The sequence below is a fragment of the Flavonifractor sp. DFI.6.63 genome, from assembly GCF_024462255.1.
GTDB lineage: Bacteria > Bacillota > Clostridia > Oscillospirales > Oscillospiraceae > Lawsonibacter_A > Lawsonibacter_A hominis.
This window is the reverse complement of record NZ_JANGBE010000156.1, coordinates 1-255: the sequence shown is the minus strand read 5'-3', so window position 1 is coordinate 255 and position 255 is coordinate 1. Positions and strand designations below refer to the sequence as shown.

Below are 255 nucleotides of genomic sequence, written 5' to 3'. Positions count from 1 at the left end.
AAGAGTGCGTAATAGCTCACTGGTCGAGTGACTCTGCGCGGAAAATATAACGGGGCTAAGCATGTAACCGAAGCTTGGGCTTGTCTTAGGACAGGGGTAGGGGAGCGTCGAATACGGGGTGAAGTCGTAGCGGAAGCAGCGGTGGACTGTATTCGAGTGAGAATGCCGGAATGAGTAGCGAGAATTATGTGGGAATCATAATGGCCGAAAATCTAAGGTTTCTTGGGGAAGGTTCGTCCGCCCAAGGTAAGCCGG

At 52.2% G+C, this 255-nt stretch carries 1 rRNA gene; it reads left to right on the top strand.

Going from position 1 to position 255, the window contains the following annotated elements:
- Window positions 1-255 (top strand): 23S ribosomal RNA (locus NE547_RS18310); the annotation flags it as partial.